At 67.0% G+C, this 26,747-nt stretch carries 26 protein-coding genes and 1 riboswitch; of the genes, 17 read left to right on the forward strand and 9 right to left on the reverse strand.

Features of this window, described 5'->3' with window-relative positions:
- Positions 1–976 precede the first annotated feature (976 nt).
- A complete protein-coding gene (locus ACFVWG_RS41200; protein ID WP_391548989.1) occupies positions 977–1,513 on the reverse strand; it encodes a DUF664 domain-containing protein in 537 nt (178 codons plus the stop codon).
- On the reverse strand, positions 1,489–2,424 hold the full coding sequence (locus ACFVWG_RS41205; RefSeq protein WP_391548990.1) for a DMT family transporter: 936 nt from the start codon (positions 2,422–2,424) through the stop codon (positions 1,489–1,491). The genes ACFVWG_RS41200 and ACFVWG_RS41205 overlap by 25 nt, the downstream gene beginning before the upstream one ends.
- Before the next feature lie 48 nt (positions 2,425–2,472).
- Between ACFVWG_RS41205 and ACFVWG_RS41210 the strand changes: the two genes are divergently transcribed.
- The gene (locus ACFVWG_RS41210) at positions 2,473–3,264 is read left to right on the forward strand and encodes a helix-turn-helix domain-containing protein (RefSeq protein WP_391548991.1); all 792 of its coding nucleotides are present in this window, start codon (positions 2,473–2,475) and stop codon (positions 3,262–3,264) included.
- Here ACFVWG_RS41210 and ACFVWG_RS41215 read toward each other — a convergent pair.
- On the reverse strand, positions 3,230–3,823 hold the full coding sequence (locus ACFVWG_RS41215; RefSeq protein ID WP_391548992.1) for a TetR/AcrR family transcriptional regulator: 594 nt from the start codon (positions 3,821–3,823) through the stop codon (positions 3,230–3,232). The two genes, ACFVWG_RS41210 and ACFVWG_RS41215, sit on opposite strands and share 35 nt — an antisense overlap.
- Positions 3,824–3,895: 72 nt before the next feature.
- Here ACFVWG_RS41215 and ACFVWG_RS41220 point away from each other — a divergent pair, with 72 nt between their 5' ends.
- From ACFVWG_RS41220 to ACFVWG_RS41230, 3 genes are read left to right on the forward strand one after another with little or no spacing between them, the layout of a single operon-like run.
- The gene (locus ACFVWG_RS41220; protein ID WP_391548993.1) at positions 3,896–4,837 is read left to right on the forward strand and encodes a patatin family protein; all 942 of its coding nucleotides are present in this window, start codon (positions 3,896–3,898) and stop codon (positions 4,835–4,837) included.
- A complete protein-coding gene (locus tag ACFVWG_RS41225) occupies positions 4,834–5,661 on the forward strand; it encodes an alpha/beta fold hydrolase (RefSeq protein ID WP_391548994.1) in 828 nt (275 codons plus the stop codon). Before ACFVWG_RS41220 ends, ACFVWG_RS41225 begins: the two co-directional genes overlap by 4 nt.
- Complete coding sequence (locus tag ACFVWG_RS41230; RefSeq protein ID WP_391548995.1) at positions 5,655–5,960, forward strand: hypothetical protein; 306 nt, start codon at positions 5,655–5,657, stop codon at positions 5,958–5,960. Before ACFVWG_RS41225 ends, ACFVWG_RS41230 begins: the two co-directional genes overlap by 7 nt.
- Here the strand turns inward: ACFVWG_RS41230 and ACFVWG_RS41235 are convergent.
- Complete coding sequence (locus ACFVWG_RS41235; protein WP_391548996.1) at positions 5,944–6,570, reverse strand: TetR/AcrR family transcriptional regulator; 627 nt, start codon at positions 6,568–6,570, stop codon at positions 5,944–5,946. The two genes, ACFVWG_RS41230 and ACFVWG_RS41235, sit on opposite strands and share 17 nt — an antisense overlap.
- Positions 6,571–6,666: 96 nt before the next feature.
- Between ACFVWG_RS41235 and ACFVWG_RS41240 the strand changes: the two genes are divergently transcribed.
- The 3 genes from ACFVWG_RS41240 to ACFVWG_RS41250 are packed head-to-tail and all read left to right on the forward strand — an operon-like array spanning position 6,667 to position 10,469.
- A complete protein-coding gene (locus tag ACFVWG_RS41240; protein WP_391548997.1) occupies positions 6,667–7,866 on the forward strand; it encodes a lipase family protein in 1,200 nt (399 codons plus the stop codon).
- 15 nt (positions 7,867–7,881) lie between these two features.
- Positions 7,882–9,648 (forward strand): AMP-dependent synthetase/ligase, encoded by a 1,767-nt coding sequence (locus ACFVWG_RS41245; RefSeq protein WP_391548998.1) that lies wholly within the window; start codon positions 7,882–7,884, stop codon positions 9,646–9,648.
- Positions 9,645–10,469: a hypothetical protein gene (locus ACFVWG_RS41250; protein ID WP_391548999.1), complete on the forward strand. Its 825-nt coding sequence runs from the start codon at positions 9,645–9,647 to the stop codon at positions 10,467–10,469. The genes ACFVWG_RS41245 and ACFVWG_RS41250 overlap by 4 nt, the downstream gene beginning before the upstream one ends.
- A gap of 4 nt (positions 10,470–10,473) precedes the next feature.
- On the opposite strand, the gene ACFVWG_RS41255 is transcribed toward ACFVWG_RS41250, so the two are convergent.
- Positions 10,474–11,310, reverse strand: a complete 837-nt coding sequence (locus ACFVWG_RS41255) for a helix-turn-helix transcriptional regulator (protein ID WP_391549000.1) — start codon at positions 11,308–11,310, stop codon at positions 10,474–10,476.
- 51 nt (positions 11,311–11,361) lie between these two features.
- On the opposite strand from ACFVWG_RS41255, the gene ACFVWG_RS41260 reads away from it, so the two are divergent.
- The 6 genes from ACFVWG_RS41260 to ACFVWG_RS41285 all read left to right on the forward strand — a co-directional run bounded on the left by ACFVWG_RS41260 (position 11,362) and on the right by ACFVWG_RS41285 (position 19,210).
- A complete protein-coding gene (locus ACFVWG_RS41260; protein ID WP_391549002.1) occupies positions 11,362–12,768 on the forward strand; it encodes a tannase/feruloyl esterase family alpha/beta hydrolase in 1,407 nt (468 codons plus the stop codon).
- Between the two features lie 103 nt (positions 12,769–12,871).
- A riboswitch (guanidine-I (ykkC/yxkD leader) is annotated at positions 12,872–12,977 on the forward strand.
- A gap of 53 nt (positions 12,978–13,030) precedes the next feature.
- Positions 13,031–14,557, forward strand: coding sequence for an amino acid permease (locus ACFVWG_RS41265; protein WP_391549003.1), 1,527 nt, complete (start codon positions 13,031–13,033; stop codon positions 14,555–14,557).
- On the forward strand, positions 14,554–15,141 hold the full coding sequence (locus ACFVWG_RS41270) for a DUF1989 domain-containing protein (RefSeq protein WP_391549004.1): 588 nt from the start codon (positions 14,554–14,556) through the stop codon (positions 15,139–15,141). Before ACFVWG_RS41265 ends, ACFVWG_RS41270 begins: the two co-directional genes overlap by 4 nt.
- Positions 15,138–15,737 (forward strand): urea amidolyase associated protein UAAP2, encoded by a 600-nt coding sequence (locus ACFVWG_RS41275; protein WP_391549006.1) that lies wholly within the window; start codon positions 15,138–15,140, stop codon positions 15,735–15,737. The genes ACFVWG_RS41270 and ACFVWG_RS41275 overlap by 4 nt, the downstream gene beginning before the upstream one ends.
- Before the next feature lie 3 nt (positions 15,738–15,740).
- Entirely contained in the window at positions 15,741–17,657 is a 1,917-nt protein-coding gene (locus tag ACFVWG_RS41280) for a 5-oxoprolinase/urea amidolyase family protein (RefSeq protein ID WP_391549007.1), read from the forward strand.
- Positions 17,654–19,210 (forward strand): allophanate hydrolase, encoded by a 1,557-nt coding sequence (locus tag ACFVWG_RS41285; RefSeq protein ID WP_391549008.1) that lies wholly within the window; start codon positions 17,654–17,656, stop codon positions 19,208–19,210. Before ACFVWG_RS41280 ends, ACFVWG_RS41285 begins: the two co-directional genes overlap by 4 nt.
- Before the next feature lie 462 nt (positions 19,211–19,672).
- Here ACFVWG_RS41285 and ACFVWG_RS41290 read toward each other — a convergent pair whose 3' ends face one another.
- Positions 19,673–20,569: a ScbA/BarX family gamma-butyrolactone biosynthesis protein gene (locus tag ACFVWG_RS41290; RefSeq protein ID WP_391549009.1), complete on the reverse strand. Its 897-nt coding sequence runs from the start codon at positions 20,567–20,569 to the stop codon at positions 19,673–19,675.
- A gap of 134 nt (positions 20,570–20,703) precedes the next feature.
- Here ACFVWG_RS41290 and ACFVWG_RS41295 point away from each other — a divergent pair, with 134 nt between their 5' ends.
- The 3 genes from ACFVWG_RS41295 to ACFVWG_RS41305 all read left to right on the forward strand — a co-directional run bounded on the left by ACFVWG_RS41295 (position 20,704) and on the right by ACFVWG_RS41305 (position 22,925).
- The gene (locus tag ACFVWG_RS41295) at positions 20,704–21,321 is read left to right on the forward strand and encodes a ScbR family autoregulator-binding transcription factor (RefSeq protein WP_391549010.1); all 618 of its coding nucleotides are present in this window, start codon (positions 20,704–20,706) and stop codon (positions 21,319–21,321) included.
- Between the two features lie 46 nt (positions 21,322–21,367).
- Positions 21,368–22,099, forward strand: coding sequence for an SDR family NAD(P)-dependent oxidoreductase (locus ACFVWG_RS41300; protein ID WP_391549011.1), 732 nt, complete (start codon positions 21,368–21,370; stop codon positions 22,097–22,099).
- 151 nt (positions 22,100–22,250) lie between these two features.
- Positions 22,251–22,925, forward strand: a complete 675-nt coding sequence (locus tag ACFVWG_RS41305) for a response regulator transcription factor (protein ID WP_391549012.1) — start codon at positions 22,251–22,253, stop codon at positions 22,923–22,925.
- A gap of 57 nt (positions 22,926–22,982) precedes the next feature.
- On the opposite strand, the gene ACFVWG_RS41310 is transcribed toward ACFVWG_RS41305, so the two are convergent.
- Complete coding sequence (locus tag ACFVWG_RS41310; RefSeq protein ID WP_391549013.1) at positions 22,983–24,185, reverse strand: MFS transporter; 1,203 nt, start codon at positions 24,183–24,185, stop codon at positions 22,983–22,985.
- 65 nt (positions 24,186–24,250) lie between these two features.
- Here ACFVWG_RS41310 and ACFVWG_RS41315 point away from each other — a divergent pair, with 65 nt between their 5' ends.
- Complete coding sequence (locus tag ACFVWG_RS41315) at positions 24,251–24,664, forward strand: MerR family transcriptional regulator (RefSeq protein WP_391549014.1); 414 nt, start codon at positions 24,251–24,253, stop codon at positions 24,662–24,664.
- On the opposite strand, the gene ACFVWG_RS41320 is transcribed toward ACFVWG_RS41315, so the two are convergent.
- The gene (locus ACFVWG_RS41320; protein WP_391549015.1) at positions 24,607–25,539 is read right to left on the reverse strand and encodes a hypothetical protein; all 933 of its coding nucleotides are present in this window, start codon (positions 25,537–25,539) and stop codon (positions 24,607–24,609) included. The genes ACFVWG_RS41315 and ACFVWG_RS41320 overlap by 58 nt on opposite strands.
- A complete protein-coding gene (locus tag ACFVWG_RS41325) occupies positions 25,514–26,746 on the reverse strand; it encodes a pyridoxal phosphate-dependent aminotransferase (protein WP_391549025.1) in 1,233 nt (410 codons plus the stop codon). The genes ACFVWG_RS41320 and ACFVWG_RS41325 overlap by 26 nt, the downstream gene beginning before the upstream one ends.
- Position 26,747: the final 1 nt, after the last annotated feature.

Here is a 26,747-nt window from a genome sequence, read left to right on the forward strand (position 1 = left end):
TTCCTAGACAGCTCAGAAACCTAGACAGGGAACGGCGTGCGCCATTCAAGGCGCGCTCAAACCACCCACACATGCATCAGGAGAGCCGGATATCCCCTCAAATTTCCGGGCTCTTCTGACTCATTCGTGGGTGGTGCGGCGTACCGGTCTCTTCCCCGGTGTGGTGGGGCAGTTGGCCGGCGTGCGGGCGGGCTGGCTGGGCGCTGTTCCACCGTTGGCAGTAGGTGATCTGCTTGCGGTTGTTGGGGGTGTGGACAGGAAATGGGGGCTGTGAACAGGGGCATAGCTTGTTCAAGGTCCCCGTTGGGGGTGCGCACCCCCGGGTTGTATCCGGCGCCCCCGGATGCCGGACCTGGGTCACCGTCTAACCTCTCGCGCGGCTGCTCGTGCGGGTGATGCTGAGCGTGGACTGTCCGAGCCGCGCAGAGTTAGACGGTGCTGGCGGTCCGCCCCCGCCACCCCACGCCCTCCCCCCGCAGCCTCTGTCCCTCGGCGAGCAGGGTGGGTTCAGTCGCGGTGCAGAAACGGCGGTCCGACGACGAGTGGAAGGAGATTGCCGCCAGAAATCGATGTCCAGCAGCCCAGTGGGTTCAGTCGGCGACATCCTCCCCACACTCGCCGATCACCTCGCTCGAGACCTTGCGAGCGGACGGCAAGCCGCCGGGGCAACAACGCGCGAACCACTCACACATACGTCGCACGAGCCAATTGCCGAAGGTCAGAGGGCGGCCGGGTCGGCGGCTGTGGACGCCGGTCGCATCCCAGCAGCGCGTCACCTACCCCCCGCCGGCCTCACCTTCCACACCGACCGCGGTGATCCGCCACGACAACCCACACCGGTTGCGGCGGTTGTCTGAGGTCGTAACGTCCGAAAACACGCCGACCACGCCCGCGGGTCCTTCGGACGTTAGCGTTTGACAGCGCTACGAACCGGCGGGGGTGAAGGCGTGGTCGGCGGTGGGTGCGGCGACGAGCTTTACTCGGGGTCGTTTCCGCGGAGGCCGTCTACGGCTTCGCGCAGTACGTCGGCGTGGCCGGTGTGCTTGAGGTATTCCTCGAGCAGGTCGACGAGGATGCGGCGCCGGCTGGTGATCCAGTCGGGGTCGCCTTCGTCGATCAGGACGTCGAGACCGTCATCCGCGCACAGCTCGGCCCAGGTCGCCTGCGAACGCTCGACGCTGGAATACCAGAGCCCGTACAACTCCTGCGGATCGTCGGTGACCGCGGACTCCCAGGCCCAGTTGTCGTTCGCGACCCAGTCTCGGACATCCCACGGCGCCTCGATCGGACGCTGCGCGGCGCGGGCGGTGAAGCCGGCCTCGACGAACGCCAGGTGCTTGATCAGACCGGCCAGCGTCATCGTCGACGGCGGGTGCTGCTGCCGCAACTGCGAGGCAGTGAGGTCGCCGGTCTTCCAGGCGAACTGGCGCCGGACGCGGTTGACGGCGAACTGGAGCATCTCCGCCTCGCCGCCGCGCAGGCACTCGGTCATCGGGATGTCTTTCCACTGCATGCGTCCTCCTTGAGGGTCACCTCGTTCCTACCAGGACGCGCTGACATTTTGATGACAGCCAGGAGCGCACCGGCGATCGTGATGACGGCTCCGACGATCTGGAGTGTCGTGAAGGATTCCTCGAGGAAGGTGACGGCTGCGGCGGTGCCGAAGACCGGGACGGTAAACATCGCCACGGTTGCCGTGCTGGGGCTGACCGAGTGCAGGGCTCGGTAGTAGAACAGGTAGGCGACCGCGGTCGGGCCGATTGCCAGGAAGATGATGTTGGCCCAGACGGTCGTGGAGACCTCGGCCCAGTGGGTGTCGGGGAACGCCGGGATCGCGACCAGAGCGAGGGCCAGGGCACCAACACCAGTCGCGTACGTCGTTGCGCGGAGCGGGTCGATGCCGGTCAGAACCTTCTTCGAGGCGATGCTGTAGAACGCCCAGCAGGCCGCGGCGACCAGGTAGAGGAAGTCGCCGGCGAGGTGGGAGCCGCTGACCGCGCCGCCGATCCCGACGAAGAAGACGACCGCGCCGATCACGCCGAGTGCAAGGCCGACCACGCGCCGACGGGAGGCCGACTCGCGACCGGTCAGAACCAGGGCGATCGTGGTCAGGACCGGGCTCATGGTCGGGACGATCACACTGCCGTCGATGGCCGGGGCCTTGGTCAAGGCCCAGAAGAAGAACAGGTTGTACGCGAAGACGCCCACCAGGCCAGGTGCTCCCGCCGTCCGGAGATCGCGCCAGGAGAAGCGCGAGGAATCGCGGCGCAGCGCGAGCACCAGGATCAGGACGAGCGCGGCCCCACCGAAGCGGAGCGCGGCGGCGACCTCGTGCGGAAGTTGGCCGACGGCAACCTTCGAGCTCGGGAACGCGGTCCCGAACAAGATCATCGTCACCAACAGATAGACGTACGGCTTGGTCATCTCTCGATGCTGATTTCGCGACGAGGGATTGTCTTGTACGTTCTTGTCATGGTCGGCGAAGCTGCGATCAGTGCCTGGCATCCGGAGGTCCCCGGGATCACCGAGGTCTTCCATGCGCACTTTCTCCAGCACGCCTACCCGGTCCACACCCACAGTGTTTGGACCCTGCTGATCCTCGACGACGGCATCCTGCGCTTCGACCTCGACAAGCACGACCACGGCACCCTGCGCTCGCAGGTCCTCCTGTTGCCGCCGCACATTCCGCACGATGGCCGTACGTCGACCCCGCAGGGCTTCCGCAAGCGCGTGATCTACCTGGCCGAGGACGCCTTTGACGCCAACCTGATCGGACCCGCGACCGATGAGCCCAACCTGTCCGACCCATTGCTCTGGCAGCGGATCAGCCAACTCCACGGCGTCCTGGCCCAACCCAGTGAGTCCTTCGAGTCCGAGGCTCGCCTGGCTCTGATCCTGGAGCGAGTCAGCGCCAGCCTGAGCCGTACGTCGACGGCCGAGCCCCCACCACGTGGCGTCGCCGACGACCTGCATGACCTCCTGGACGAGCGGTTGACCAGCGGCCTCACCCTCGAAGAAGCGGCCGAACTGATGAAGACCACCTCAACCAGCCTGGTCCGCTCCTTCAGCAAGCGCTTCGGGATCCCGCCGCACCTCTACCTGACCGGTCGCCGGGTGGAGCTGGCCCGCGAACTCCTGCTCGCCGGCATGCCGGCCGGCGCTGTCGCCGCCGAGGCCGGCTTCTACGACCAGTCCCACCTGAACCGGCACTTCAAGCGGATGCTCGGGATCACTCCGGCACGCTACGCGCGAAGCCGGCGATGAGCGTGTTGATCCCGAGGCGGAACCGGCGGTTGGCGGACTGCTTCGAGCTACCGAGCCGGTTCGCCTTCTCGGCGCCGGTCAGGCCCTCGACGACGGTGAAGAAGATCAGCGCGATATCCGTCGGGTCGCCGTGGAAATGCCCGCGCTCGACGGCGTACCGCGCGTGGTCGACGAAGATCTTGCGGACGGCGACCCCGGCCCGGACCTCGTCCTGGGTGGGGTCGAAGTCGGCGAACGGCCGGGCGAACATCACCTCGGCGAGCACGGAGTGGTCGAGGATGAAGCGCCGGAAGGCCTCGGCCAGCCGGCGTAGGGCCTCCAGCGGATCCGTCGTCATCGGTACGGCGGCGAGCCGCTCGGCGAGCAACCGGAACCCCTCGAAGTAGACCTCGCGGACGATCCCGGCCTTGTCGCCGAAGACCTCGTAGATCGCCGGCACCGACGCTCCGGCCCGGCGCGCGACCGTCCGTGTGGTCAGGGCGGTGACGCCCTCTTCGTCGAGCACCGCCAGCGCGCTGGCCAGTCCGCGCTGCTGGAGGTCGTCGGTTCGCTGCTTCACCCTTGGCACTGCCCGACGGTAGCATATCGACGTTATGTAACGTTGATACGGAACGATGATACAGTTCGATCTGTGAACGATTCCGTCCGTCAGTTGCTGCTGGATCGCCGGGACCAGGGCAGCCTTCCCGGGCGTCGTGCCGACGACGCCCGGCTCGTGCTGCTGATCGAGGGTGGGAGTTCGCGCGGCGCGTTCTCCAGCGGGATGACGGTCGCGATCGAGCAGCTCGGCCTGCTGCCGCTGTTCGATGCCGTCTACGGCAGTTCGGCCGGTGCGCTCAACGGCGCCTGGCTGCTCTGCGGCCGCGCCGACAGCACCAAGCACGCCTGGTGGGACCGAACCATCATGGGTACGACGATCAGCCCGCGCCGGCTGCTGCGTCGCCAGCCGGTGGTCGACACCCACTACCTGGTGAACACCGTCTACACCGAGGTGATGCCGATGGGTTTCCAGGAGGTCCTCGACAACCCGGTCGAGTTCCACCCGATCGCCACGGACGCGCGCACCGGCAAGTCCGTCGACCTGCATCCGCACCTCCATGACCAGCTCAGCCTGCAAACGGCCCTCCGTGCCTCCGCAGCAATGCCTCTCCTGGCCGGCCCGCCGGTAGAGCTCGACGGCCGCACCTACGTCGATGCCGGAGTCACCGAAGGCACTCCCATCCGGACGGCGCTCGCCCAGAACGCGACCCATGTCGTCGCCCTGCGGACCCGGCGCCTGAACGAGACTCAGCGCCCACCATCACGTGCCGAGCGCGCGCTCTTGAACCGCTGGTTCGCCCGCTACGCGCCCGGAGCCCTCGACCCGTGGCTGCGCCGGGTGGAGATCCGCGCTGAGGAGGAGACGTTGCTGGCCGAGCATCCGGCGGTGATCCAGATCCGTCCACCCGCCGACAGCCTGAGCATCGGCCGGACCGAACGCCGCCCGCAGCCGCTCCGCGCCGCCGTACAGACTGGTCGGCAGGTCGCGATGGAGGCGCTGTCGCTGGGCACCGAGAGTTGGCGGCGCGTATGAGCACCGTGGTGTTGCCGAGCGGCGAGATCGAGTACGTCGAGCAGGGAGCCGGCCCGGCGGTCGTCTTCGTGCACGGGCTGTTGGTCAACGGCAAGCTCTGGCGCAAGGTCGTCCCGCAGGTAGCGGCTGCCGGCTTCCGCTGTATCGCTCCGGACTGGCCGCTGGGTGCGCATCGAATCCCGATGCCGGCTGACGCTGACCTGACTCCACCCGGCGTGGCCAATCTGATCGCCGAGTTCCTCGAGGCACTCGACCTGACCGATGTCACCGTCGTCGCCAATGACACCGGCGGCGCCCTCACGCAGCTCCTCATGACCAACCATCCCGAGCGCGTCGGCCGAGTGGTGCTCACCCCGTGCGACGCCTTCGAGGACTTCTTCCCGTCGCCGTTCGATCGGATGCCCAAGCTCATGAAACTGCCGGGTGCGATCTGGCTCGGCAGTCGCCTGCTCCAACTCCCGATCGTGCAGCGCCAACCGAACACCTTCGGCTGGCTGGCCAAACGCGGGATCCCCGCCGAGATCCTGAAGGACTACCTGCGACCGATCCGCGACAGCGCCGCGATCCGCCGCGACGCCACCCGCTTCATCGGTGCCGTCGACAACAAGTACACCCTGAACGCCGCAACGGCCCTCAAAGATTTCGCGAAGCCGGTCCTCCTGGTCCGCGCCGCCGACGACCGCATCTTCCGGCCGCACCTCTTCGATCGCCTGGCCAAAACCTTGCCCAACGCAACCATCGTCACCATCGAGGACAGCTACTCGTTCATCCCGGAAGATCAACCGGACGAGCTGGCCCAACGCATCATCGAGTTCGTATGCTGATCGTCAGGAGTGCGCTCGTCGTTGCCTGGCTGGCGATCGTCGCAGTCACCGTGCACGCCATCACGACCCTCGGCCTGTCGGCCGGCAGCGTGTTCATCACCGACTTCGCCCATCCCTGGCGAGCGCAGATCAACGGCGATTTCGGTCTGCATCTGCTGCTGATCATGGCCTGGATCGCCTACCGCGAACGCGGCGTACGGCGGTTGCTCGCGCTGCCTGTCGTACTCGGCAGTGTCTACACCCTGCCCTACCTGTTCGCCGCTACCTTCACCAAGAAGCGCGTCACGCCTGGCGGGTGATTGAGGCGAGGATGAGGGCCTTTGCCTCGGCGGCGATCTCGGCGACTGGGTAGCGGGCGGTGTGGGTCTGCCACTCGCGGAGCAGGCCGGTGATGGCGCCGACGATCATGATCGTGGTCAGCCGGAAATCACGCCGGGGAGCGAGGCCAAGAGCAGCGGCGCGGTCGGCCTCTTGCTCGATCAGCTCGCTCCAGCGGCCGACCCACTCCACGTGCAGGCTCTCGACCGCGGGGCTGACGCCGACGGCCTCGACGTAGTTCAGTCGAGCGAGTCGCGGGTCTGCGGTGACCGCGGCCAGGTAGACGTCGACGAGTACGTCGATCCGCGCGGCCGGGTCCGCCGTCGACAAGCTGGTCAGGGTATGGCTGACGTGGTCGTAAGCGAGCTGGTTGGTCCGGACGTACAGCTCGAGCAGTAGCGCTTCCTTGGTCTCGAACTCCTGGTAGAAACCACGGTTCGACATCCCGGCCGCGGCGCACAGTTCGGTGATCTTCGTCTGCTGATAACCGGTCGAGGTGAACAGTTCGACCCCCGCCGCGAGCAGCCGCGCGCGCCGATCCTCCCGGCGCTGAGCCAACGGCACACCGCCGTAGCTGCGCTCTGTAGACACCGAACCTCCACACGTCCAGGGGATTGTCACAGCCTAACCCGACCCCTATATTCGGGTAATCCTCATTACCACTCTCCCGCCCCGGAGGTACTCACCGTGTTCCGCAGACTCGTCACCGGGCTGGCCGTCGCAGGCCTGTCCTGTGCGGTCGTCGTCGCGCCCGCCGCGGCGGACGACCGCCCACCAACCCCGCAGAACGACCCCTTCTACACGGCGCCGTCACCGCTGCCGAATGTCCCGGCAGGCGACGTCCTCAAGACCCGGAAGGTCGACCTGTACGTCGGCCTGTTCCCCACCCCAGTTCGCGCAGACCAGGTCCTCTACCGATCAACCTCAGCCACCGGTACGGCGAACGCTGTGTCCGGCACGGTGATCACGCCGCTCACCGCCTGGACGGGACCGGGGAAGCGCCCGGTCGTGGCCTACGCGATGGGTACGCAGGGACTCGGTGACCAGTGCGCGCCGTCGTACCAGCTCCGGACCGGTACCGAGGTCGAGGTCGCCTTCATCGTCCAGGCCATCGGCAAGGGCTGGGCGGTCGCACTGACCGACTACGAAGGACTCGGTACGCCGGGAACGCACACCTACGCGACTGCGAAGTCCGAGGGGCGCGCACTCCTCGATGTCGCTCGCGCGGCAACCCGACTCCCGGCCGCCAACCTTGACCCAGCTGCTCCGGTCGGGGTCTTCGGCTACTCCCAAGGCGGCCAGGCGGCGGCCGCTGCGGCTGAGCAGGCAGCGGCGTACGCTCCCGATCTCAACGTCGTCGGTACGGCGACCGGCGGGGTTCCGGCCGATCTCAATCTGGTGGCCAAGAGCAACGAAGGCGGAGTGTTCGGATTGGTGGCAGCTGCCGCGGCCGGCCTGGCGACGGCCTATCCCGACGTTCCGCTGGACAACGTGCTGACCACGCAGGGCAAGGCCCTGTTTGCGCAGCTCAAGCAGGCCTGCGTCGCCGAGATCGGCACGACCGCGCTGGGCGGGCATCTCAACGACTACACGACGGTTCCGGACGTCATCCAGGACCCGCGCTGGCAGCAGCGTATTCACGAGAACCTGCTCGGCAACGTCAAGCCGTCCGCGCCGATCTACCTCTACCAAGGGACCGCCGACGAGCTCATCCCGTACGCCGGTGCGGTGGCGCTCAAGTCCAGGTACTGCGCGGCCGGTGCGACCCTCGAGTGGCACGCGATTCCGCTCGGCGGACACGTCACGACCGTATCCATCTGGGGCACGAATGCGCTGAACTGGTTGGGCGACCGTTTCCAGAGCCGTCCCGCCACGACGTCCTGCTGAAGGAGCCCGCCCCCGATGCTGCCCGACACCGTTCTCGACCTCGTACGGCGAAACGCCGCTGAGCACAGTGATGTCGTGGCGATCATCGACGGCGAGCGGCGGTTGACCTGGGCCGAGTACGAACGCCAGGCCCAGGCGATCGCGTTGCTACTGCTCGATCTCGGGATCGAACCGGGTGACGTGGTCGGGCTGCAGATGGTGAACCGGGCCGAGCATGTGCTGACCGACGTCGGAGTGATGCTCGCCGGCGCGACTCCGACGTCGTACTACAACACCCTCGCAGCCGACCAACTTGCTTATGTAGCAGGGGATTCGGCCTGCAAGGTATGCGTCGTGGACATGGAGTTCCTGCCTCTCTGGCTGGAGATCAGAGACCGGTTGCCGGAGCTCCGGACGATCCTCGTGATCGGCCCGGGCCCGGCGCCGGTCGGCGTACTGTCGTTTGAGGTACTGACCGCGGCCGCGCTCGCGTCGTTGCCCGAACGCCTGCCGGAGGTGCGAGCCGCAGCAGCAAAGGTCCAACCGGATGATCCGGCAACAATCGTCTACACCTCCGGTACGACGGGTCCGCCGAAGGGCACGCTCGTCACCCACGCCGGAATCTCCACAGTGTTGTCCGGGGTCCTCACCCGCGTGGTCGAGGACCTGGGTGAACTCCCGAAGCCGGGGCGAACGCAGGTGTCCTACCTACCGCTCGCCCACCTCGCCGAGCGGATGATCACGCACTACCTCGGTACGGCGCTCGCCTCGACCGTCACGTATGCCCGGGATCTCCGCACCCTGCCCGACGAATTGCCGCTCATCCAGCCGCACGTATTCCTCGCGGTGCCGCGTGTCTGGGAGAAGTTGCTCGGAGCAATCACCGAGCGAGCCATCACCGAACGATCCCCGGTACGACGGGCGCTGCTGCGCCGAGCGATCGCCGTTGCCCGCAAGGGAGAACCGCGCGGTGTGCTGTTTGAACGGCTGGTCTATCGGCGGATCCGGCTCGCGCTTGGCCTCAACGAACTGATCGTCGCGGTCAGTGGGGCAGCGCCGATCTCGCCGGATGTGCTGACGTTCTTCCGCGGCATCGGCGTGACGATCGTCGAGGCCTACGGAATGACCGAGACCTCCGCCGTACTGACCCTCAACTCCCTCAGCGAACCCCGTCTCGGCACAGTCGGTCGTGCGCTGCCAGGTGTCGAACTCCGCCTGGCCGACGACGGTGAACTGCTGGCCCGGGGCCGGATCATCTCGCCCGGGTACCTGAACCGACCGGATGACACCGCCGACACCTTCATCGACGGCTGGCTGCACACCGGCGACCTCGGCCGGATCGATGCCGACGGCTACCTTTCGATCGTCGGTCGCAAGAAGGAGCTGATCATCAACGCGGCCGGCAAGAACATCTCGGCCGCCAACGTCGAACAGGCGGTCTCCTCGGCCTCCGACCTGATCGGCTCCGTCTACGTCCACGGCGACAACCGCCCGTACCTGGTTGCCCTGATCACCCTCGATCCCGGTTGGCGCCAGTGGTGCGCGGCCCGCAATATCGAAGCCGGTACGTCGGCCGAGGCTGCCGCGCATCCCGCCGTACGGGCTGAGATCGAGCAGGCGGTTCGCCTCGGCAACGCGCGGCTGTCGAGGGTCGAACAGGTGAAACGCTGGTCCCTGCTGGAGTCCCTTTGGGGCACGGATACCGGCGAGCTGACGCCTACGCTGAAGCTCAAGCGATCCGTGGTGCGGGACAAGTACGCTCGCTCGCTGAACACTCTCTACGCCTCGAAGGAGCTCCAGTGAAACGCCTGCTCGCGATAGTCGTCACGACCGCTGCCCTCGTCGTCAACCTGACACCTGCGGCCCAGGCGGCCGGCTGTCCGTCGGTGAACAAGAACTGGTCAGCACCCGGTCCGTACGCCGTCACCTCGGCCTCCAACGGGCAAGGTACGACGATCATCCGGCCGACCCAGCTCGGGACGCTCGGATGTGCGAAGCACCCCGTGATCCTGTGGAGCAACGGCGCGGCCGCGACAGTATCGACGTACCAGCCGTTGTTGGAGCACTTCGCGTCCCACGGCTTCATCGTGGCCGCGGGCGAAGGCCGGTCGAGCTCGGGTGACCCGCTGCTGGAGGGGCTCGACTACCTGACAGCACAGAACGGTACGGCGGGCAGCGTGTTCGCGGGCAAGGTTGATCTCGATCATGTCGGCGCGACCGGCCACTCGCTCGGTGGTGGCGCGGCCGTTGGGGCTGGGGCAGACCCGCGCGTGGACACCGTGGCGCCGCTCGAGGGCGGGCCGTTCAACGACCCCGCGGACCTGCATGGCCCGGCCCTCTACTTCGCGGGCTCGGCAGACCTGATCGTCTGGCCGTCGGTCGTGCACGACCGCTACACACAGAGCGCCCAGGTACCCGCAATCTACGCCGAGCTGAAGGGTGCCGATCACTTCGTGGTCAGCCCGGACGGCGGTCAGTTTCGCGGCGCGATCACGGCCTGGTTCCGCTACTGGCTGATGGGCGACGCGCAGGCCCGCGGCGAGTTCTTCGGTCCGTCCTGTGCCAACTGCACGTCAACCCTGTGGTCAAAGTTCGAGCGCAACGCGAAGGCCAGCGCGCTCTGAAGGATCACCAGACGAAGGTGTCCGCCAGTTCGCGCAGCTTCTGCTCATCAGGGCTGCCCGGATCGGCCGTGAAGATGGCGAGGAACTGGGAGCGGTCGGAGTCGACGACGTAGTCGCTGTTCAGTTCCAGCCAACCCGCCTCGGGATGGTTGAGGTGCAGCCGCGGCCAGTCCTGCTCGAACACCGGATGCTCGGCCCAGACCTCGGCGAACTCGGGGCTCTGGCCGAGCAAGGTCTCAACCAGTACGGCGGCCTGCGGGTCCGACGTGGCGTGAGTGGCGAGCACCTCGGCGACGATCGCGCGGGAGATGCGGTCATGGTCGACCGGCGCGTAGAGCTCTCGCTCCGCCGGAGTCAGGAACCAGCGGTAGGCCCAATACCGCTCGATCCCCTCGAAGCGCGAGTGATCGCCGAAGACGGCGACCGAGAGATCGTTCTGCTGGAGAGTCTCACCCAGATGGCTGCAGATCTGGGCCGGTGTGTTGTCCAGCTGCTGCATCACCCGCAGGAGGTGCTGAGCCGCTCGATCGTTCAGGTGCCGCGGCGGATTGGGGTAGCCGGCCAGCCGGAAGAGGTGCTTCCGCTCGTCCTCGCTCAGCCGCAGGCCCTCGGCGAGTGAGCTCAGGATCGGCTCGGACGGCCGCGGCCCGCGCTGCTGCTCGATCCGGCTGTAGTAGTCGGCCGAGACGCCGGCCAGCTCCGCGACCTCCTCGCGACGCAGGCCGTCCGAGCGGCGGCGCCGCGCCCGCGGCAGCCCGACGTCCTCCGGCTGCAGCTGCGCCCGCCGGGTCCGCAGGAAGTCGGCGAGCATCGCCCGGTTCAGCCCTGTGCCCTGGGTCACAGGACAAAGTATCCCTGGTTGCCTCTGAGCGGTGTTGGTTCGGTAGGGATCATGAAACGACTTCTGACCCTGGTGGCCGCGGCGATCGTCCCGCTCGCCGTACTGGTCCCACTACCGAGTAGCGCGACGCCCAGCACCTGCTCGAACCTCCCCGTCAAGGCACCGCAGGGTGCCCACGTCGACTCCGTGACCGGGGTCGACCAGCCCGGTGGCACGGTCGACTTCCCGGCCAACCCGCCGTTTCCGGCCAGCTCGGTCGCCGGCGTACCGGCGTACTGTGAGGTCACCGTCCAGCTCAGCCATCCGGGCGCCGGGGACCACGTGAAGACCGTGGTCTGGCTGCCGAAGACCGGCTGGAACGGACGCTTCCAGGCGCTCGGCGGCGGGGGATACGCGGCCGGTGAGTTCGGCGCGCCGTGGGCGAACGCGATCAAGGCCGGGTACGCCGTTGCCTCGACCGACGCCGGCGTGGTCGGGTCGCCGTACACCGCGGACTCCTGGGCACTCAAGGACGGCAAGGTCGACCAGGGCCTGCTGACGAACTTCGCCTCGCGCTCGGTGCACGACCTGGCGATCGTGGGCAAGGCTGTGGTGAACGACTACTACGGTCGCGCGGCGGCGTACACGTACTGGAACGGTTGCTCGACCGGTGGCCGGCAGGGGTACGTCGAGGCGCAGCAGCACCCGACCGACTTCGACGGCATCCTCGCTGCCTCACCCGCGGTCAACTGGGACCGCTGGACGGTGGCCGCGATCTGGCCGGCCGTGGTGATGAACCAGGAGCACACCTACCCGACGAAGTGCGAGTTCGAGGAGTTCACCAAGGCCGCCGTACAGGCTTGTGGCATCGAGGACCCACAGAACTGTCACTGGGCACCGGAGCGGTTGATCGGCAAGACGGTGTTGTGCGAGGGCAAGTCCGTGACGATCACGGCTGCCGATGCGCGCGTGGTGCGCAAGATCTGGGACGGCGGTCCTTGGTACGGCCTCACCCGCGGTACGCCGCTCGACGGGCTGGCCGTGACTGAGGGGCAGCACGCGGTGCCGTTCGTCGTACCGGACAGCTGGATCCGCAACTTCCTGAAGCTCGACCCGAGCTACGACACCAGCAAGCTCACGTATGCCCAGTACTACAAGCTCTTCCGGCAGTCGCACGCGCAGTACAACAAGGTGATCGGCAGCGACAACCCCGACCTGTCCGGCCTCCGGCGCGCGGGCGGCAAGCTGCTCTCCTGGCACGGACTCGCCGACACCCTCATCCCGGCGCAAGGCACTGTCGACTACCGCCGGCGCGTCGAGCACCAGATGGGCCGCGTGGACAGCTTCTACCGACTCTTCCTGGTTCCGGGTGCCGGTCACTGCGGCGGCGGTCCGGCCCCGACCGATCCGCTCGGTGCGCTGGTGAAGTGGGTCGAGCAGGGCAAAGCTCCCAGCACTCTCGCCGATCTCAGCAGCTAGTGAGAACTGTTGTCTGCTGAGAGGAAGCGTTTACCTGTTCGCAACAAGTGAAGAGTGTTGCTGAAACCGTTGGGTCCTGAACTGGAACAGACCCGCCGGGACGGCGGGGCGCCCCTAGGGTTCCGCTGCCATCCGGTGGGTCTGGTCCGAGAGGGGAGGCGGCGCCGCAGTTGAGCGCCGTTCCACGGCGGGACAAAAGCCCGGGAGGCCGCGAGGCCCGGGCATGCCGTGCGCGTTCCGGGCCGACTCGACGGAGGCCGGAATGTCAGCAACCCCTGATCTACTCACCGCCCCTGTAGAAGATCTGAGCCACTTCGGCTACGCCCAGCAACTCTCGCGCCGAGTCGGCAGCTACGCGTCGTTCGCCGCGGGCTTCTCGTTCGTCTCGATCCTGACCACGGTCTTCCAGCTCTTCGGCCTCGGCTTCAGCTTCGGCGGTACGGCGTTCTTCTGGGCCTGGCCCGCGGTGCTGGTCGGGCAGTTGATGGTGGCGCTCTGCTTCGCCGAACTGGCCGCTCGCTACCCGTTGTCCGGCGCGATTTACCAGTGGGCTCGGCGACTCGGTGGCGCGGTCGTCGGGTGGTTCGCGGGCTGGACGATGGTGATCGCGCAGACCATCACCCTGGCCGCTGCGGCGATCGCCTTGCAGGTGGTGCTTCCCGCGGTCTGGTCCGGGTTCCAGCTGATCGGTACCGACCCGGCCTTGTCGTCGAAGGACGGTGCGGCGAACGCCGTTGTCCTCGGCTGCATCCTGCTCGTCGTGACCACGATCCTGAACGCGACCAGCGTCCGGATCATGGCCGTGGTCAACTCGATCGGCGTCACCTGCGAGCTCGTCGGCGTCGTCCTGATCGTCGTGCTGCTGACCAGCAAGGCCGAGCGCGGGCCCTCCGTCGTACTGCACACGACCAACCTCGACAACACCACCGGGTACGTCGTTCCGTTGCTGATCTCGGCGTTGATGGCGGCGTACGTGCTGGTCGGTTTCGACAGTGCGGGCGAGTTGGCCGAGGAGACGCACAAGCCGCGCGCGACCACGCCACGAACGATCATCCGCGCAGTCGTTGCCTCGGGCATCGGTGGTGCGTTCCTGATCATTGCGGCGCTGATGGCCGCGCCGTCAGTGACCGACGGGAATCTGGCCACGCAAGGACTCCCGTATGTGTTGACGAGTCGACTTGGCACGACCACCGGCAAGCTCCTGTTGTTGGACGTTGCGCTCGCGGTTTGCGTGTGTACGTTGGCGATTCAGACCGCTGCGGCGCGGATGATCTTCTCGATGGCGCGCGACAACGTCCTGCCCGCCTCGGCCTGGCTCCGCCGCGTCTCACCACGAACCGGTACGCCGGTCGCCGCGACCGTCGTACCGGGTGTGCTGGCGGCTGTCTGTCTGGTGGTGAACGTGGGTAACGCCGGTCTGTTCCTCGGGCTGGCCAGCGTCTGCATCATGTTGCTCTACATCGCCTATCTGATGGTGACGACGCCGTTGCTGTTCCGGCGTCACACGTTGCCGACCGGTACCGATGAGAACGGCCGTCCGTTGTTCTCGCTCGGCCGGTTCGGTCCGATCGTCAACATCGTTGCTGTGGGCTACGGACTCGCGATGGCGATCAACCTCGGCTGGCCGCGGGCGGAGGTTTACGACCCAGCGGGAGAGGGCTGGTACCTGCACTATCTTCCGCTGCTCACGCTGGCGATTGTCGGCATCGGCGGCGTCATCGCCTACCTCGGTCAACGACGCGCCTATCACGCGTCGGTCGCGCCTGCTCTCGAAGGCGCCGTCGCGTGAAACACGAGATCCCCGGCGACGCCGCCTGGTCGGTCGCCGTCCGGTCCGGACGCGCGCTGACCCTGACCGCCCTGGCCGATGACGCCAACGCCTCGGTGCTGATCATTGGAGCAGACCGCCTCGACCGGCTGAACATCCCGGACACGCTGAAGTCGCAGATGACTGCCCGGATCCACTCCGGCCTCGTGCTGATGTCCGACCGCGGGGTAGCCCTGGCCACGGTCACCTCCTCCACCCTCGACTGGCATGACTGCTTGACCGGGTTCGTTCCGAGCCAGCTTCTCCTGCTGGAGCTGGCGAAACATGGACTCGGCCCTGCTGATCTCCACGGCTGCATCAACTTCTTCTCCAAGGTTGCGATCGACTCGACCTCGGCACTCGCTTTCGTCCCCGGGCATGCGACTGTTGGAGCCAGCGTCACCTTGCGGGCCGACCAGGACTTGCTGGTGTTCGTCTCCACGACGGCGCATGCACTCGCCACCACGCCGGCTGGCGCTGTCGGCGTACAGATTGAGGTGGCGGAACCGGGGGATCCGGCCGAGCTGCGGCCAGAGGCCCTGCGTGCGTTGGAGTTGGTCCGATGACCGCACTCGACCAGGTCGTCGCTGCTGGCGACGGCGCGCTGCTGACTGTCCCGGTTGGTGGGCGTTTGCGGATCGTTGATCTGCATGGCAACCAGGCGGTGGATACGTTGTTCTACGACGCGCACGACATCGATAACCGGTACTCGGCCTTCGACACGATTCGCGCCCAGCAAGCCGTCTACCTGACCACCGGATCGCGTCTGATGTCGACGCAAGGCGATGAGCTCGGGCTCATCTCCGACGACACCTGCGGACGGCACGACACGGTCGGCGGCGCGTGTTCCCAGGAGAGCAACGTCATTCGGTACGGGCACCACACCCGGCACCAGCACGCCTGCCGTCAGACCTTCCTCAGGTACGGCGCTCAGGCTGGGATCGGGCAGCGGCAGCTCGCCCACAACATCAACTTCTTCATGAACGTCCCCGTCACGCCAGAGGGCGACCTGAAGTTCGACGACGGACTGTCCGCACCCGGCCGGTACGTCGAGGTGACGGCGAGCCGCGATCTCCTGGTACTGATCAGCAACTGCCCACAGATCAACAACCCCTGCAACGGCTGGAACCCGACCCCGGTGCAACTCCTGGGCTGGTGGTGACCCGTGCTCACAGTGATCAGCCCGGGCCTACAGACCACCATTCAGGATCTCGAAGGTCGGCCCGGCCTGTGGGATGTTGGCGTACCGCCATCAGGTGCGGCCGACGAGCTCACCTTCGCTCTAGTTAATGCGGCGGTCGGCAATCCGTCGAGTGTGGCCGGCCTGGAGTGTGTGCAGACCGGTCCGGTCCTGACGTGCGACGAGGATCGGTTGATCTGCGTCGGCGGTGCGGCTCGGCAGGCGACGATCGACGGCTGGCCGGTCCGCCCGGGTTTGGTGGTGATGCTCCCGGCCGGAGCCGTGCTGGATATCGGTCCGCTCGACGGGATGCGTGGCTATCTCGCGATTGAGGGCGGTGTCGACGTACCGCCAGTCCTCGGCAGCCGATCGACCTTCGTGCTGGGTGGGTTCGGCGGTCTGGACGGGCGGCCGCTGACGGCTGGTGATCAGCTGCCTCTCGGTCGGCGCGAGAACCTACTCAGCCCGACCAGCGTGGAGTTGCCGACGATCGCGAACAGTTGGCAGCTTCGGGTGATCCCGGGACCGCATGGCGCGCCGGATCACCTCACAACGGCAGGAGTCGAGGCGTTCTTCGGGACTGAGTGGACAGTCGACCATCGATCGGACCGGACTGGTGTCCGGTTGGCCGGTCCACTGCCGGGCTGGGCTCGGAGCGATGGCGGCGAGGCCGGACTTCATCCGTCGAACGTGCACGACTCGGCTTATCCGGTCGGCGGGATCATGCTCTCCGGAGATACCCCGGTGATCGTTGGTAAGGACGGTCCGTCGCTCGGCGGGTTCGTCGTACCGGCTGTGGTGATCGAGGCTGATCGGTGGATGCTCGGTCAGTTGCGAGCTGGAGACTCCGTTCGGTTGTTGCCGGTGACAATCGATGCCGCGACCGCAGCGATCGAGGAACGACGGCGGTGGCTGGCCGATCTGCGGCAGGATCCGTTGCCGGTGCCAACAATCGTCGGTACGGCGTCGCGGCCCGACGTACTGCATGAGGCGGCCGGCTACACCATCCGTTGTGCTGGGGAACGACATCTGCTCGTCGAGGCCGGACCTGCGGAGCTTGATCTCACCGTTCGGGTGTGGATCCACCTGCTGGCCGAGGCCTTGCGTGAGCATCGACCGCGTGGTGTGGTCGAGATCGTCGAGGGTGTCCGATCGCTGTTGGTTGCCTTGGACACCTCGTCACTCGGTCCCTTCGAGTTGGCCAAACACCTTGCACAGCTGGTGTCTGGGCTCGCCGACCCGGAGACCGTCGTACTGCCGGCGCGTGAAGTGACGCTGCCGATCGCGTTCGATCATCCGGAGGCGCACGAGGCGATGCGCCGGTATGCGACCTCGGTTCGGCCGGATGCGCCGTGGTGTCCGGACAACGTGGAGTTCATCCGGCGAGTCAACGACCTGGACGAGCGGGATGAGGTGTTCGAGATCGTCCAGCAGGCGACGTACCTGGTCGTCGGGCTCGGCGATGTCTACCTCGGGGCGCCGGTCGCGGTCCCGATCGATCCGCGGCACCGGCTGGTGACGACGAAGTACAACCCGGCCCGGACCTGGACACCGCAGAACGCGGTCGGGATCGGCGGGATCTACCTGTGTGTCTATGGCATGGAGGGTCCTGGTGGGTACCAGTTGGTCGGACGGACTGTTCCGGTCTGGCGGCTGCAGGACGAGCGGCCGTGGTTGTTGCGGCAGTTCGACCTGATCAGGTTCACTCCGGTGAGCGTGGAGCAGTTGGCGCACGAGCGGGCCGAGATCGCGGCTGGACGGGCTGACCTCAAGGTGGCCCCGGCCACCTTCTCGATCGCCGATGTACGCCGGATCGAGCGGGAGGCGCCCGTAGACATCGCAACCTTGAGAGCCCGGCGCCGAGCGGCGTTCGACGCGGAACGAGCGAGGTGGGGAGCATGAGCAACGCCGAATGGATCACCCGGGTGGAGCCGGTCGAGGCGCAGGCCGGACCGTTGCGCGGGCTGACGATGGCGCTGAAGGACAACATCGACCTGGCCGGGGTACCGACCACGGCCGGTGACCCGCGGACCGTCGTACCGGCTGCGCAGAACGCTTTCGTGGTCGATCAGTTGATCGCGGCCGGCGCCGTACCGCTGGGGAAGACGAACCTGGATCAGTACGCCACTGGGTTGGTCGGCACGCGATCGCCGTACGGCGCTTGTCACTCGGTCTTCTCGGAGGAGCACATCTCGGGTGGGTCGAGCTCGGGGAGTGCGGTGGCGGTCGCGACTGGGCAGGTCGACTTCGCGCTCGGTACGGATACCGCTGGGAGTGGTCGAGTGCCGGCTGCCTTCAACCGGCTGGTTGGGATCAAGCCGTCTCGTGGTCTGGTGTCGGCGCGTGGGGTCGTTCCGGCTTGTCGCTCGCTCGATTGCGTGACCGTGATGGCGCGGTCGGTCGAGACTGCCCGCCGCGCATTCGAGGTGATGGTTGCCTTTGACCCTGATGACGCGTGGTCGCGGCGGTTCGAGTCCTTGCCACACAGTCGGCCGGGTCGATCGGGTACGCCGGTGATCGGCGTACCGGATCTTGATCTGGACCTCGATCCGTTGCACGAGAAGGCGTGGCAGCAAATGCTCGCCGAGGCGCATCGGCTCGGCGAGGTGGTTCCGGTCGACGTCAGGCCGTTGCTCGAGGCAGCGAACCTGCTGTACTCCGGGCCGTGGCTCGCCGAACGCTGGCTGGCCTTCGGGGACAAACTCGACGACGTACCTGAGGTCGATCCGACCGTACGGACGATCGTCCGCGGCGGCGAGGCGTTGACCGCGTCGGCCGCCTTCGCCGGCTTCGACCGCCTCGCTGTATTGGCCCGGGCGGGCGAGCAGCTGTGGACCTCACTCGACGCACTGTTGTTGCCGGTGACACCTAATCACCCGACGCTCGCGGAGGTCGCCGCCGATCCGATCGGTACGAACAGCCGGCTCGGTCGCTTCACCAACATGGTCAACCTGCTCGACCTCTGCGCAGTCGCCTTCCCCGGCCCAGACCGCGCCGACGGCCTCCCCTTCGGTGTGCAGCTGATCGCCCCAGCCGGTCACGACTACGCGCTGATCGACCTAGCCGCCCAATGGACCGACGAAGTACTCCTCGCGGTCGCCGGTGCACACCTCACCGGCCAACCGTTGAACCACGAGCTGGTACGACGAGGTGCGCGCCTGGTCGAGACGGCCCGCACGGCACCGTCGTACCGGATGTATCTCGTCGACGGCCCCCGCCCCGGCCTGACCCCGTCCACCGAAGGCGCAGAACTAGAGGTCGAGGTCTGGGCCATCCCTGCCGCCCAACTAGGCAGCTTCGCCACCACAATCCAACCCCCACTAGCGATCGGCCCCCTAACCCTCTCCAACGGCCGCCAACTCCTAGGCTTCCTCTGCACCGCCGACGCCGTAAACCCAGCCCACGACATCACGTCATACGGCAGCTGGCGCACCTACCTGGCAACCGCTCGCTGAAGCTAACGTCCGAAGACCCGGAGACGGGCCCTCCGATCCTTCGGACGTTAGCGCGGCACCACCCGCAACGTCCGAAAAAGCGGAGACGGGCCCTCCGGTCCTTCGGACGTTAGCGCGGCACCACCCACAACGTCCGAACAACCGGAGACGGGCCCTCCGGTCCTTCGGACGTTAGCGCGGCACCACCCACAACGTCCGAACAACCGGAGACGGGCCCTCCGACCCTTCGGACGTTGGCGCGGCGGCTCGCCGTCGACACCAACCCACCCCCGCCCGCCCGACCGCCATCTGATGGGTTAACCCATCAGGTTGTGGGTTCTGTACCCGCATGCGAGTCCAGAACCCACAAGCGGATGGGGTAACCCATCAAACGGTTGGGGGGATGGCCCATCCCGTGGTGGGTGGGCCAACTGCATGCGGTGGGCCAACCTGCAACGCGGTGGGCGGGCCCACGAAATGGGGTTAGGTGGCGGGCCAGGGTTCGGTGGTTACGGCGGAGGTGAAGACGGGGGTGCCGGATTGGGTGACGGTTACGTGGACTACGCCGTCGGGGGCGGGGTCGGCGGTGACTGTGCACGGTTGGTCGAACTCGACGTAGCGGAGGAACTGGGTGTCGAAACGGGTGGTCGCTACCGGGGTCGGTAGGGATGCCTGTGCTGCTTGAGCGGCGGCCTCGAGCAGGACCATGCCGGGCACGTGGTCGTGCGGGTGGTCGAAGAGAACGCTGTGGGTGGTGTCCACTCGCAGCTGCCAGCTCAGCGGCTGGTCGAGCGGAGTCAGTACGACGTTGCGCGTGCTGCTGCGACCCACCAGCGCGGGGTCGACCGGCGGCGTGAGCGCGATGGCTTTGCTGAAGGCGTCCTTCGCGGAGGAGTAGGGACCGCGCAGGCGGTCGTAGATCGCCGGCGGGTGCGCGCTGTAGCGCACCTCGGCACCGCCGATCCGGCGGCCGTCGCTGACCGCGTCGATCCGCGACACCAGGTAGACCGATCCCATCCGGCGTCGCGTGACGCTCGGGTGACTCACCAGGAGAGTGACCTTCCGCGCGCTGCCCTGGACGTCCAGCGCGGTCGGAAGAATCCAGGAGCTGATCTGTTCCCAGCCGAGTCGGTGACCCAATGGAATCGAATGAACACGGTGACTGAGTAAAGCGAGTGCTTGTCGCAGGCTTTCCGTGAACAGCAAAGGTGTGAAATGGTCGCCCTCTGTATAGAAGGCGTGACTCTGCGGCCAGGTGGCGACGACTTCCTGGACCAGATCGGGGAGTTCGCGCCACTGCGTGACGAGGGCTTCCTCCGATTTGTCCTTGCGGACAAGCGTTTGGATCGGTGGAGCTATGGCGGCTGGGCTGATGGTCATGGCAGGTTTCCCCCCTGTGGGACGACAGGTAGAGGACAGGAACGGTGGTTCCGCCCAGTGTCCACGTATAAATTAAATAAAGTTGTTCTTTTCGTGAAGCGATTCCGGGCAGATTGCAGGGGAGAGGTGTCCACATGGCTCAACGGGTGGTGAAACAGGCGCGGGCCGAGCGGACCAGGGCAGCAGTGATGCTGGCCGCCGCCGAGGTGTTCGCGGAGAACGGGTTCTCCGGTGCCAGCGTCATGAAGATCGCCGACCGGGCCGGGGTGACGCTGGGTGGGGTCTACTTCCACTTCCGCTCCAAGGAGGAGCTGGCCCGGGCGATCGTGGCCGGTCAGCCGGAGTTCGTCGTACCGCCGGAGTCCTCGCACGGGCTGCAGCGGGCGATCGACGTGACCAAGACGTGGGCGCAGCAGCTCGCGGAGAGTCCGATGCTGCGGGCGGGCGCGCGGCTGGTCTGGGAGCAGGACCGGTTCATGCCCGCAGGGGAGAACTCGCATCAGCAGTGGACCAGTCTGATGGCGGCCGACCTGCAGTCCGCGGTGGACAGCGGGGAGCTGAAGCCTGAGGTCGACATCCAGTCGATCGCCCGGATGATCGTCAACGCCTGTACCGGCGCGCAGATGCACTCGTACGTCGAGACCGCTCACGAAGACCTGGTCGACCGGGTAGAAGAGATCTGGCGCTGTCTGATGCCGGCGCTGGGAGTGTCGGATCAGTGCAACGGGATCAAGGGGATCGGCCGTGAGTAGTGAGGCTGTAAGTGATGCAGTAGGCACGCTGAGTGGCAGGACGATCATGATCACCGGTGCGTCCAGCGGCATCGGCGCCGCGGCCGCCCGGTGGTTCGCGGTCGAGGGGGCGGCCGTCGTACTGATGGCTCGTCGCAAGGACAAGTTGGAGGAGATCGCCGCCGAGATCCGCGCCACCGGTGGCCGGGTCGAGTTGGCACCAGGCGATGTCACCGACGCCGACGCGGTCGAGCGGGCTGTCGCCATCGCGGTGAGTGCGTTCGGCGGGCTGAACGGCGCCTTCAACAACGCCGGCTGGGGGACCATCGGGACGCTCGTGCACGAGACCGACGACGCGGACTTCGAGCGGACCATGGACGTCAACGTGCGCGGGACGTGGAACTGCCTCAAGCATCAACTGCCGGTGATGATCGAGGCGGGTGGCGGCTCGGTGGTCAACACCTCCAGCACTGCCGGTGAGTTCGCTACCGGTGCAGGTGCCGCGTACGTCGCTGCCAAGCACGCCGTACTGGGTCTGACCCGGGCAGCGGCGGCCGAGTACGGCCAGTTCGGCATCCGGATCAACGCGCTGATCGTCGGCACCACTCGGACCGAGCTGATGGAGAACGCGATTCGCGCGTTCCCGCCGCTCGAGCAGGGATCGGTCGCCCGCCAGATCCAGCCGCGGATGGCGGACCCGATCGAGGTGGCGCGCGCTGCCGCCTGGCTGCTCAGTGATCAGGCCTCGTTCATCACCGGTGGAGCCATCCCGGTCGACGGCGGAGCCAGCGCGATTTAGCCAGAACCCGCTGCGACTTGGCCAAGTCTGCGCTGTGTGCCCACCTGGTGACTAACTTTCGTTGACGATAAAAAAAAGATCACTATTATTTGAGTGTCCTGGGGGGACGCTGCCGGTGAGGTCTCGTATCGAGAGGCATGTGAGGTGAGCAGTGGCACAAGGGACAGTGCGCGTTCTCGTGGTCGAAGGGATCTCCGCGGAGATCGAAAACAGGCGGCAGGACCTGCGCAGGCAGGGCTACGCCGTCAGCTGTGTGGACACCGGTGCCAAGGCGTTGCGAGCACATCGGAGTGCTGATTTCGTCTTGCTGGACTTGGATCTGCCCGATATCGACGGGCTCGAGGTGTGCCGGTCGATTCGGGCTGCTGGTGACAAACCGATCATCACGGTCTCGTCTGGTGGGACGGAGACCGACCGGATCCTCGCGTTGCAGGCCGGTGCGGACGACTGCGTGGACGTCCGTTGCGGCCCGCGGGAGATGCTGGCCCGGATCGAGGCGGTCCTGCGGCGGACGCTGCCGTGCCGTCAGCCGGGCCGCGTGATGACGCTGGGCTCGTTGAGCCTCGACGTTCAAGCGCATGAAGCACGCGTTCGCGGTGAGCCGGTGCGGTTGACCGGCAAGGAGTTCGAGCTGTTGCACAAGCTGGCCTCGCATCCCGATGAGGCAGTGTCACGCAAACAGTTGATGGCCAGTGTCTGGGAGACAAGTTGGGCCGACTCGAGTCGCACGATCGACACCCACGTGCGGAGTCTGCGGGCCAAGCTCGGAGCCAGTTCGTGGATCATCACGGTCCGCGGCGTCGGCTACCGGATCGGCAGAGGCTGAGTCGACCGTTTGGGTGAGGCCGTGTCCGTCCCAGGACGGACACGGCCTCTTCGGCGATCAGGCTGCGTTTGGTCGCCGGCTTGGGAAGCCGTGCTTGCGGGCGATGATGGCCACCAGCAGCACGGGGACCACGAGCACGAGCACGCCCCAGGGGAACGATTTCGGGCCGAGGACCGCGAGCAGGATGCCACCGACAGCGCCGCCGCCGGCCATGAACGAGTTCCACGTGGTCACCAGCAGCGCCTGACCCCGGTCGCCACCTGCGTCGGTGACGGCCGTCTGCAGCAGCGTGGTCACGCCACCCCAGCTGAGGCCCCAGATGATCATGGCCGCGTACACCACGAGGTCATTGCTGGCTGCCAGTCCGAGCATCGCCGCGGCGAGCACGAACAGGGCGGCCGAACCGATGGTGAGACCGCGCAGCTTGCGGTCGACCAGGGCGCCGGTGATCACGATGCTGATGACGGATGCGATACCGAAGACCAGCAGTACGACGTCACGCCGGGCGCCCATGTGGTACTCGTCGAGGAAGGTCGAGATGTAGGTGTAGAGGATGTTGTGCGCCAGCACCCAGGCCGCGACCGTGAACAGTACGGCGACGACGCCCGGCAGCTTGAGAGCCTGGAAGATCGGCTCGCGCTGTCCGACCGCCTGGCCAGGAGTGGACGGAACCGACAGACCCATCCAGCCGAGCAGCAGGACCGAGAGCGCGGCCACGATGCCGAAGGTGAGTCGCCAGCCGAAGAGGTTGCCGAGGAACGTGCCGACCGGGATGCCGAGCGCCAGTGCGAGGGGGACACCGGCCATCGTGATCGAGATGGCTCGGCCTTGCAGGTGCGGCGGCGCCAAGCGGCGTGCGTAGCCGACCAGCTCGGCCCAGACCGCCGCCGCCGCGATACCGGCCAGCAGGCGGAAGCCCATGGTCAGCACGTAGCTGGAGGAGGTCGCCGTGACGATGTTCGCGATACCGATCATCGCGACCGCGAGCAGCAGCAGCTTCTTGCGGTTCCAGGTGGCGGTCGCCACCGACAACGGGATCGCCGCGATGCCCGTCGCGATAGCATAAATCGTCAGTGACTGACCGGCGGCGGACTCGCTGACCGACAGGTCGCGAGCCATCTCCGGCAGCACGCCGGCGGGTAGGGCCTCGGTCAGGATGCCGACGAACGCTGCGGTGCTCAGCGCCAGCAAGGGTGACCAGGGCAGTTTGTTCCCGCCTCCGATGGGCGGTGTCGAGATCTCAGTCTGGGAAGCAGCCATGGGAGATATACTCAAACCTTCTCATTGATGTGCAGGTCAAGGTCGTCGAAAGTGAGGTGCGCCACATGCGGATCGGAACCTTGGCGGACAGGACCGGGACGTCCCGGCGGTTGCTGCGGTACTACGAGGAGCAGGGGCTGATCGGCTCCCAGCGGTCCGCGAACGGATACCGGGACTACGCCGAGTCCTGTGTGGACAAGGTGATCCAGATCCGCGGCCTGCTGGACGCCGGACTGCCGACCCGGGTGATCCGGGAGGTCCTGCCGTGTATGGACACCCCGCGCGCCATCCGGATCTCCGCCCCCACCGAGGAGACGATCGCGCTCCTCGAAGGCGAACGGGACCGGATGGCCGAGCGCATCCGCTTCCTCGAGCGCAACCGCGCCGCCATCACCGAGTACCTGGTGGCGGTCCGGGAGGCTCAGGCAGAGGGCGCCCCCCAGACCCCGAACTCGGCCGAGGCCGTCGTCACCGCCTGACCGGCGTACACGACGTCGTTCGCGAGGACGACGCCATGGCTGGCGATGTCGAAGATGATCCGGTCACCGTCGGCGATCCGGTAGCCGGCGTGCCAGCTGGCCTTGTCCGACCCGAGCAGCAGGTAGTTGACCAACCCCGGTCGCCGCATCCCGGCGTACCCGAAGAGGTTGTCGACCATGTCCGGGACGCGCTGGAAGATCGAGTCCGCGCCGGCCGAGAAGTCGCCCTTCCAGGCCACCTCACCCTCGCGCTCGATGATGATCTGCCCGGTGACCGTGGTCGGTGGCTCACCGAGGAATAGCCACGGCGTGAGCGAGGTGTCGCAGAGCTTCGCGTACGGCGTCCAGCCCCACGGGTTCTGCAGGTGCAGCCCGATGTCGTTCAGGTCGTTGCCGAACGTGTATCCCGCGTAGTGCGGGTTGCCGTCCTCGTCGTTGACGAAGACCAGTCCGACCTCCGGCTCCTCGAGCAGTTCCTGCGAGGTGAACGGCACGGTCAGCGGCCCGCCGTTGGTCTCGAGCCAGGACCCGAAGCCCTTGATCAGCCAGTTCGGCGCCTTGAACTCCTCGTCCGGAGCCGGCGGCGCCGGGAACTTGGAGCGATGCGTGCCCATGAACCCGGTGACGAGCGAGTTGTTCGAGGCCGGCAGCAGCGGCGGCAGGAAACGCAGCTCGGGGTCGTCGGCCGCGACCGTGACCGTGTCGGTCCCGGACGTCAGCGAGTCGAGGAGCGCCTGCGTGCCGCCACCGGCCAGTACGGCGTTCCGCAGCTGGTCCTCGGCGACCGGGAACAGGGTGACCGGCGCATCGGTCGGCAGCCCCACGCCCGCGTAGCGCTGCCCGCGGTACTCAACTTCGAAGATGACGGTGGACATTGCTCTCCTTGGTTAGTTCGGCCATGACTTCGGTCAGGCGGTCGATGGATGCCTTGATCCAGGGCAGGGTGAGGGGGTCCGGCGCGTGGAGTGCGGCGAGGCGTTCCGCGTCGGTTTCGCCGTACAGGCGGCTGGTGGCGGCCCGAATCCTCAGTGAGTGCTGGGGTTCGCCGAAGGCCGTGCCGGGTAGCAGGGCGACGCCGTACTTGGTGCTGAGTAGCTCGGTGAGTTCAGTGCCGTTGATGCCGAGCTGCAGAGGCTCGAAGTCGGGGTAGAGGTAGCAGGTGGCTTGAACCGGCGCGAGCTCGGCGCCGATTGAGGTGAAGACCTCGGCCACTCGCCGTACGACGCGTTCGTGCAACCGGCGTGACGCGGCGACTCGCTTGACCACCTCGGGCGGTTCGGCCAAGGCGTACGCAGCCGCCGCCTGGACGGGAGCCGCCGTACTCGACCAGATCTGGCTCGCGATGCTGATGAGCCGCGTGCGGAGTTCGGCGGTTGGCAGTCGGGCAATGCCGAGCCGCCAGCCGCCGACGGCCAGGTTCTTGGTCAGGCCGGTGGTGACGACTGTTCGCTCCGGTGCATAGACCGCAGGTGAGACGGCCGGGGCGTAGGCGAGGTCGCAGTAGATCTCGTCGGAGATGATCACCAGGTCGAGTTCGCGCGCCACCTCGGCGAGTTCGCGGACCGTCTCCGGCGTGGCGATCGTGCCGGTCGGGTTGTCCGGCAGCGTCACCACGACACTGCGCGGATTGCCCCCAGCTGCTCGTGCTTTGAGCACCTGGACCCGAAGCTCGGCCGGATCCGGTACGCCGCCCTCGCCGGGGCGCGTGCGGACCGCGATGGACTTCAGACCGCCCAGCTGAGCCTGCGCGGCATAGCTCACCCAGGTCGGAACCGGTACGACGACATCGCCGCCGACCGCCATCATCAGCGCGAACAGCAGTGGCTTCGTACCCGGACCACAGACCACGTCACCCGGATCGGTGGGCAGACCGCGGCGGTTCCAGTAGCCCGCAGCAGCCAACCTCACCTCAGCCGAACCGGCCACCGGTCCATAAGCGTTGCGATCGGCCGCAGCGATCAGGTGCTCGCGCAGCTCCGGCAGAACGGGCAGCCCGATCTCACCGGTGGCCAGGAACAACACGCGCTCCCCGGCCAGCCGCCGACGTTCGAACTCCTCGTCGGCGGCCAGCGTGGCCGACATC

Source organism: Kribbella sp. NPDC058245, assembly GCF_042882005.1.
In the GTDB taxonomy this organism is placed as follows: domain Bacteria; phylum Actinomycetota; class Actinomycetes; order Propionibacteriales; family Kribbellaceae; genus Kribbella.

Bases quoted from the DNA above. Each gene is read 5' to 3' on its own strand.
- ACFVWG_RS41245 (WP_391548998.1), top strand. From the start codon at position 7,882: ATGCTGCCCGACACCGTTCTCGACCTCGTACGGCGAAACGCCGCTGAG.
- ACFVWG_RS41260 (WP_391549002.1), top strand. From the start codon at position 11,362: ATGAAACGACTTCTGACCCTGGTGGCCGCGGCGATCGTCCCGCTCGCC.
- ACFVWG_RS41290 (WP_391549009.1), bottom strand. From the start codon at position 20,569: ATGACCATCAGCCCAGCCGCCATAGCTCCACCGATCCAAACGCTTGTC.
- ACFVWG_RS41300 (WP_391549011.1), top strand. From the start codon at position 21,368: ATGATCACCGGTGCGTCCAGCGGCATCGGCGCCGCGGCCGCCCGGTGG.
- ACFVWG_RS41265 (WP_391549003.1), top strand. From the start codon at position 13,031: ATGTCAGCAACCCCTGATCTACTCACCGCCCCTGTAGAAGATCTGAGC.
- ACFVWG_RS41210 (WP_391548991.1), top strand. From the start codon at position 2,473: ATGGTCGGCGAAGCTGCGATCAGTGCCTGGCATCCGGAGGTCCCCGGG.
- ACFVWG_RS41230 (WP_391548995.1), top strand. From the start codon at position 5,655: ATGCTGATCGTCAGGAGTGCGCTCGTCGTTGCCTGGCTGGCGATCGTC.
- ACFVWG_RS41200 (WP_391548989.1), bottom strand. From the start codon at position 1,513: ATGCAGTGGAAAGACATCCCGATGACCGAGTGCCTGCGCGGCGGCGAG.
- ACFVWG_RS41205 (WP_391548990.1), bottom strand. From the start codon at position 2,424: ATGACCAAGCCGTACGTCTATCTGTTGGTGACGATGATCTTGTTCGGG.
- ACFVWG_RS41310 (WP_391549013.1), bottom strand. From the start codon at position 24,185: ATGGCTGCTTCCCAGACTGAGATCTCGACACCGCCCATCGGAGGCGGG.
- ACFVWG_RS41285 (WP_391549008.1), top strand. From the start codon at position 17,654: ATGAGCAACGCCGAATGGATCACCCGGGTGGAGCCGGTCGAGGCGCAG.
- ACFVWG_RS41275 (WP_391549006.1), top strand. From the start codon at position 15,138: ATGACCGCACTCGACCAGGTCGTCGCTGCTGGCGACGGCGCGCTGCTG.
- ACFVWG_RS41295 (WP_391549010.1), top strand. From the start codon at position 20,704: ATGGCTCAACGGGTGGTGAAACAGGCGCGGGCCGAGCGGACCAGGGCA.
- ACFVWG_RS41225 (WP_391548994.1), top strand. From the start codon at position 4,834: ATGAGCACCGTGGTGTTGCCGAGCGGCGAGATCGAGTACGTCGAGCAG.
- ACFVWG_RS41325 (WP_391549025.1), bottom strand. From the start codon at position 26,746: ATGTCGGCCACGCTGGCCGCCGACGAGGAGTTCGAACGTCGGCGGCTG.
- ACFVWG_RS41315 (WP_391549014.1), top strand. From the start codon at position 24,251: ATGCGGATCGGAACCTTGGCGGACAGGACCGGGACGTCCCGGCGGTTG.
- ACFVWG_RS41320 (WP_391549015.1), bottom strand. From the start codon at position 25,539: ATGTCCACCGTCATCTTCGAAGTTGAGTACCGCGGGCAGCGCTACGCG.